Source organism: Streptomyces racemochromogenes, from assembly GCF_044129415.1.
Classification (GTDB): Bacteria; Actinomycetota; Actinomycetes; order Streptomycetales; family Streptomycetaceae; genus Streptomyces; species Streptomyces racemochromogenes_A.
Genome location: NZ_JBBDHD010000240.1, coordinates 1 through 4,833 on the forward strand (window position 1 = coordinate 1; position 4,833 = coordinate 4,833).

The following is a 4,833-nucleotide window of genomic DNA, read 5'->3' on the forward strand; positions in this document are numbered from 1 at the left end:
GCCGACGCCCGGGCCGATGGCCGCGAGGCCGTAACCGATGGAGCTGAGGGAACCGGTGACGCCTTCGGCGGCAGCAAGGATCTGGGACATGCCAGTTCTTCCTTCTCTTTCACGGACCGGTGGGGGTTGGCCACCGGACGACAGGGGGATGGGGGTGGGCGGCCTGGCTCAGTGGTGCTCGGCGAGCGCGCCCTGGATGAAGCTGCAGGCCAGGAGGACGAAGACGTACGCCTGGACAGCCTGGATGAAGAGCTCGAAGGCGGTCATCACGACGACCATGATGAACGACACGCCCGCGTAGGCGATGCCGATCCCGTTCAGCAGGTACCAGCTGGCGATGGTGAACAGCAGCAGCAGGGTGTGACCGGCGAACATGTTCGCGAACAGTCGGACCGCGTGGGTGAACGGGCGCACCAGGACGTTCGAGAAGAACTCGATGACCATGACCAGCGGGAGCACCGGGCCGAGCGACTTGTCGTAGCCGGTCAGGTTCTTGAAGCCGCCGACGAAGCCGTGACGCTTGAACGTCACCGACATCCAGATGAAGTAGACGATCAGCGCGAGGACCGCGGGGTACGCGATGATCGAGGTCACCGGGAACTGCGCGACCGGGACGATCGACCAGACGTTCAGGATCCAGACGAAGAAGAACAGCGAGACCATGAAGGGGACGTACTTCTCGCCCTCCTTCTTGCCGAGCGTCTCGTAGACGATGCCGCGGCGCACGAAGTCGTAGCCGGCCTCACCGACCATCTGCAGCTTGTTCGGGACGACCCTGGCCCGGCCGAAGGCGGCCCAGAAGAAAGCCACGATGATCACGGAGCCCAGGAGGGCCAGCAGCATCGGCTTGTTGAAGTACGCGCTCGTCAGGCCGGCTTCGCCCCACAGCGGCTCGAAGAGGAACGAGTGCAGGCCCGGGCCGGGGAAGCCACATCCGGAGAAGATGTGACAGTCGGTCTCGAAGGCGAGGACCTGCGTCGGGTCAGCACTCACCGCGGACTCCTTCAGCGTGGCGCATAGGTACGGCAACCTCATCGTGTCGGCGCGGCGCACGGCCGCGGTTCGGCACTGGACTGGTGTAACGGGTGTGGGGGCGGCAGTCAGGCATCGAGCCTCGCGATGGAACAGGCGTCAGCTCAGATGCCCGCGCCCGCAGTGCCGCAGTTTGAACCGGACGATAGCAGCATCTCGAACGCACACTTATCCCGGCCCTACCCCTCACTGCTTGGACCCCGGATTTTCGGGCTTTTCCCCCGTGGTCGAGTCCGGCTCGACGTAAAGGATCTTGGCTTTCATGTGAGCACGCGTCTGCGCGCCGATCCACACGAGGGTGGTGACGACGAGCGTGATCGCGAACGCCCGGGGGTGGAACAGCGTCGTGTTCTTGAACACGGCGAGAAAGACGAAGAGCAGCAGGATCTGGGCCGCGTAGAGCATGAGGCCCATCGCCTGGAAGAGGTGCGGCAGGGTTTTCGCCGTGCGCTGCAGGACCAGGAATCCGAGGCCCATGAACAGGATCACGACCACGGTCGCGACGAGCGCTCCGACCGCACCCTTGCCACCGACGACCAGACCGCTGATCACGGCGGCGACGAGGCCGGCGGCAGCGGTGGGTACGGCGGTTTGCAGCAGGGATCGGACGTCGTTTGACCGCATGGCGGTTTGCTCCGCGTGGTGGTGGGGGCACGGACTCGTACGGGAACTCGTACGGGGACGAGCGTAAGCCCGGTCCGAGTGATCGCCTCGGGCCAATGGACCGTCGCACTACGGTCCTTCGGCTCTGTCGCCGGGTTTAGTGAACGGTATCACAAACTATTTGATGAGAGCTTTACCTGTGCGGTGTGCTGACTGTCACACATGAGGGCTAATCCGCCCGTGTGTGCACGACAGGGCTGCGGCTTGTCTGGTAAAGGGCGTTCATGTCGGACATGTGACCGGTGCGTCAGCGTGCCGAACCGGCCTTACGCCGGTCGGGGAAGCGCGAACGGGGGCCTACCGCTGTCGCGCCGTTGACGCCGGACACCCCGGCCGCGATCGGCCGCGCCGGCGCCGGCTCCGTGCCGGCGTCCTCGCGCACCGCCGCCTCGGCCGCCGCCTCCGCGGCCCGCCGGGAGTGCCGGTAGCGCGGCGGGACGAGCCCCTCGGCCCAGCGCGGGGCGCGCGGGGTGAACCGCGGCAGCAGGAGCAGCACCAGGCCCAGGGCGCTCAGCGCGGCGATGGCGAGGACGATCCACATCGAGGCGGAGTTGACCGAATAGGCCACCGTCCCGAAGGCGATCAGCCCCGACCAGAAGTACATGATGAGTACAGCGCGGCTGTGGGAATGCCCGAGCTCCAGGAGCCGGTGGTGCAGGTGCCCTCGGTCGGCGGCGAAGGGCGACTGGCCCTTCCAGGTGCGCCGCACGATGGCCAGGACCAGGTCCGCCATCGGGATCGCGATGATCGTCAGCGGCAGCAGCAGCGGGATGAACACCGGCAGCATCGCGTGCGTGGCGTTGCGCTCGCCGCCGACGAAGAGGGCCATCGTGTCGGGGTCCACCTGCCCGGTGATCGAGATGGCCGAGGCGGCCAGCACCAGGCCGATCAGCATCGAGCCGGAGTCGCCCATGAAGATCCGGGCGGGGTGCATGTTGTGCGGCAGGAAGCCCAGGCACATGCCCATCAGGATGGCGGCGAAGAGGGTCGCGGGGGCCGCCGACTCGATCCCGTAACCGAACCAGATCCGGTAGGCGTAGAGGAAGAACGCGCAGGTGGCGATGCACACCATGCCGGCGGCCAGGCCGTCGAGCCCGTCGACGAAGTTCACCGCGTTGATGGTGATCACCACCAGCGCCACCGTGAGCAGGGTGCCCTGCCACTGGGTCAGCGCGACGGTGCCGATGCCCGGAACCGGAATCCACAGGATGGTCAGGCCCTGGATGACCATGACGCCGGCGGCGATCATCTGGGCACCGAGCTTGATGAGCGCGTCCAGCTCGAACTTGTCGTCGAGGACGCCCACCAGCCAGATCAGCGCGGCGCCCGAGAGCAGCGCCCTGGGCTCGTTCGACCGTTCGAAGACCCCGTTGAGGCTCTGGAGGTGGTCGGCGATCAGCAGGCCCGCGCACAGGCCGCCGAACATGGCGATGCCGCCCAGCCGGGGGGTGGGCTCGCGGTGCACGTCGCGGGCGCGGATCTCCGGCATCGCGCCCGCCGCGATCGCGAACTTCCGGACGGGCCCGGTCAGCAGGTAGGTCACCGCGACCGTGACGCAAAGCGTCAGCAGATATTCACGCACTGGCTGCCCCAGATGTATCGCCGGCCATCTCAGCCCCACACATTAGCCGCGATGTACACGCGGACGAGGACGCGCGGAGTCCTCGTTCCGGTTGCACTACGGGACACTTGTCCCGGTTACGCCCCGTAAGGGGGAAATCGTCCGGCCAGGTCGGTGACCTCGGTACGCGTCGCGGCGACGTCCCCGCCGCGCAGCGCGGCGACGAACAGCTCCGCGATCCGGGCCATCTCCGGCTCCCCCATGCCCTGCGTGGTCACCGCCGCGGTGCCCAGGCGGATGCCGCGCTGCTCCCCGTACGGCAGGACGCAGGTGTCGAGGACGATCCCGGCGGCGGCCAGCCGTCCGCGCGCGGCCGGTCCGTCGATGCCGAGGGGGGCGGGGTCGGCGCTGATCAGGTGGGTGTCGGTGCCGCCCGTGGTCACGGCCAGGCCGTGTGCCCCCAGGGCCTCGGCGAGGGTGCGGGCGTTGGCGACGACCTTGTGGGCGTACCGGGTGAAGGCCGGGCCGGCCGCCTCCCCGAAGGCCACCGCCTTCGCGGCGATGGTGTGCATCTGGGCGCCGCCCTGGGTGAAGGGGAACACCGCCCGGTCGACGCGCTCGGCGAACTCGGCCCCGCACAGCAGCATGCCGCCGCGCGGGCCGCGCAGCACCTTGTGGGTGGTCGCGCAGACCACGTCCGCGTAGGGGACGGGGCTCGGCGCGGCGCCGCCCGCGACCAGTCCGACGGGGTGGGCGGCGTCCACGATCAGATAGGCCCCGACCTCGTCGGCGATCTCCCGGAAGGCCGAGTACTCCAGGTGCCGGGGGTAGGAGATGGACCCGCAGACGACGGCCCTGGGCCGGTGCGCCCGTGCCAGCCGCTGCACCTGCTCGTAGTCGACGAGGCCGGTCCCGGGGTCGACCCCGTACCCGACGAAGTCGAACCAGCGCCCGGAGAGGTTGGCGGGCGAGCCGTGCGTGAGGTGCCCGCCGTGCGCCAGCCCCATGGCCAGGACGGTGTCTCCCGGCCGCAGCAGCGCCGCGTACGCGGCGAGGACGGCGGAGGAGCCGGAATGCGGCTGCACGTTCGCGTGTTCGGCCCCGAACAGCGCCTTGGCCCGCTCCTGGGCGACCCGTTCGGCGAGGTCGGCGTACTCGCAGCCGCCGTGGTGACGGGCGCCGGGATACCCCTCGGCGTACTTGTTGGCGAGCGGTGACGCGAGGGCGGCGAGCACGGCCTCGGAGGTGAAGTTCTCGGCGGCACACAGCTGGAGCGTGGTGGCCTGCCGCTGCCGCTCCCCGTCGAGGATGTCGGCCAGCTGCGGATCCCGCGCCCGCAGGACGTCCGTGGCCCGCTCAGTGGTGACGCTCATGGCGCGACTCCCGCGCAGTGGGGGTACCGGTACCAGCCACTGTAGGCCGGACCCCGCGTTCACGCCCTGCGGGCACCCGCGCCCGCAGGGCGGGACGGCCCGGCGCCCGTGCCGTCAGCGCGGCGGGGTGACGCCCGTCAGGGCGGTGACCACCGGGTCCAGCGCCTCGTCGAGCCCCTCCTCCACGCACCCCTCGCACCGCTC

At 69.5% G+C, this 4,833-nt stretch carries 4 protein-coding genes and 1 pseudogene; all 5 read right to left on the reverse strand.

The genetic code is table 11. The features are described 5' to 3' along the window. Window positions 1-90 (reverse strand): annotated as a pseudogene (locus WDV06_RS36170) (F0F1 ATP synthase subunit C); the annotation flags it as partial. A gap of 78 nt (window positions 91-168) precedes the next feature. Next, window positions 169-993, reverse strand: coding sequence for a F0F1 ATP synthase subunit A (gene atpB / locus WDV06_RS36175; protein WP_395514050.1), 825 nt, complete (start codon window positions 991-993; stop codon window positions 169-171). A 225-nt stretch (window positions 994-1,218) separates the two neighbouring features. Continuing rightward, window positions 1,219-1,656, reverse strand: coding sequence for a hypothetical protein (locus WDV06_RS36180; RefSeq protein ID WP_395514051.1), 438 nt, complete (start codon window positions 1,654-1,656; stop codon window positions 1,219-1,221). 286 nt (window positions 1,657-1,942) lie between these two features. Then, window positions 1,943-3,289 (reverse strand): MraY family glycosyltransferase, encoded by a 1,347-nt coding sequence (locus tag WDV06_RS36185; RefSeq protein WP_395514053.1) that lies wholly within the window; start codon window positions 3,287-3,289, stop codon window positions 1,943-1,945. Between the two features lie 104 nt (window positions 3,290-3,393). After that, window positions 3,394-4,629, reverse strand: coding sequence for a serine hydroxymethyltransferase (locus WDV06_RS36190; RefSeq protein ID WP_395514052.1), 1,236 nt, complete (start codon window positions 4,627-4,629; stop codon window positions 3,394-3,396). Window positions 4,630-4,833: the final 204 nt, after the last annotated feature.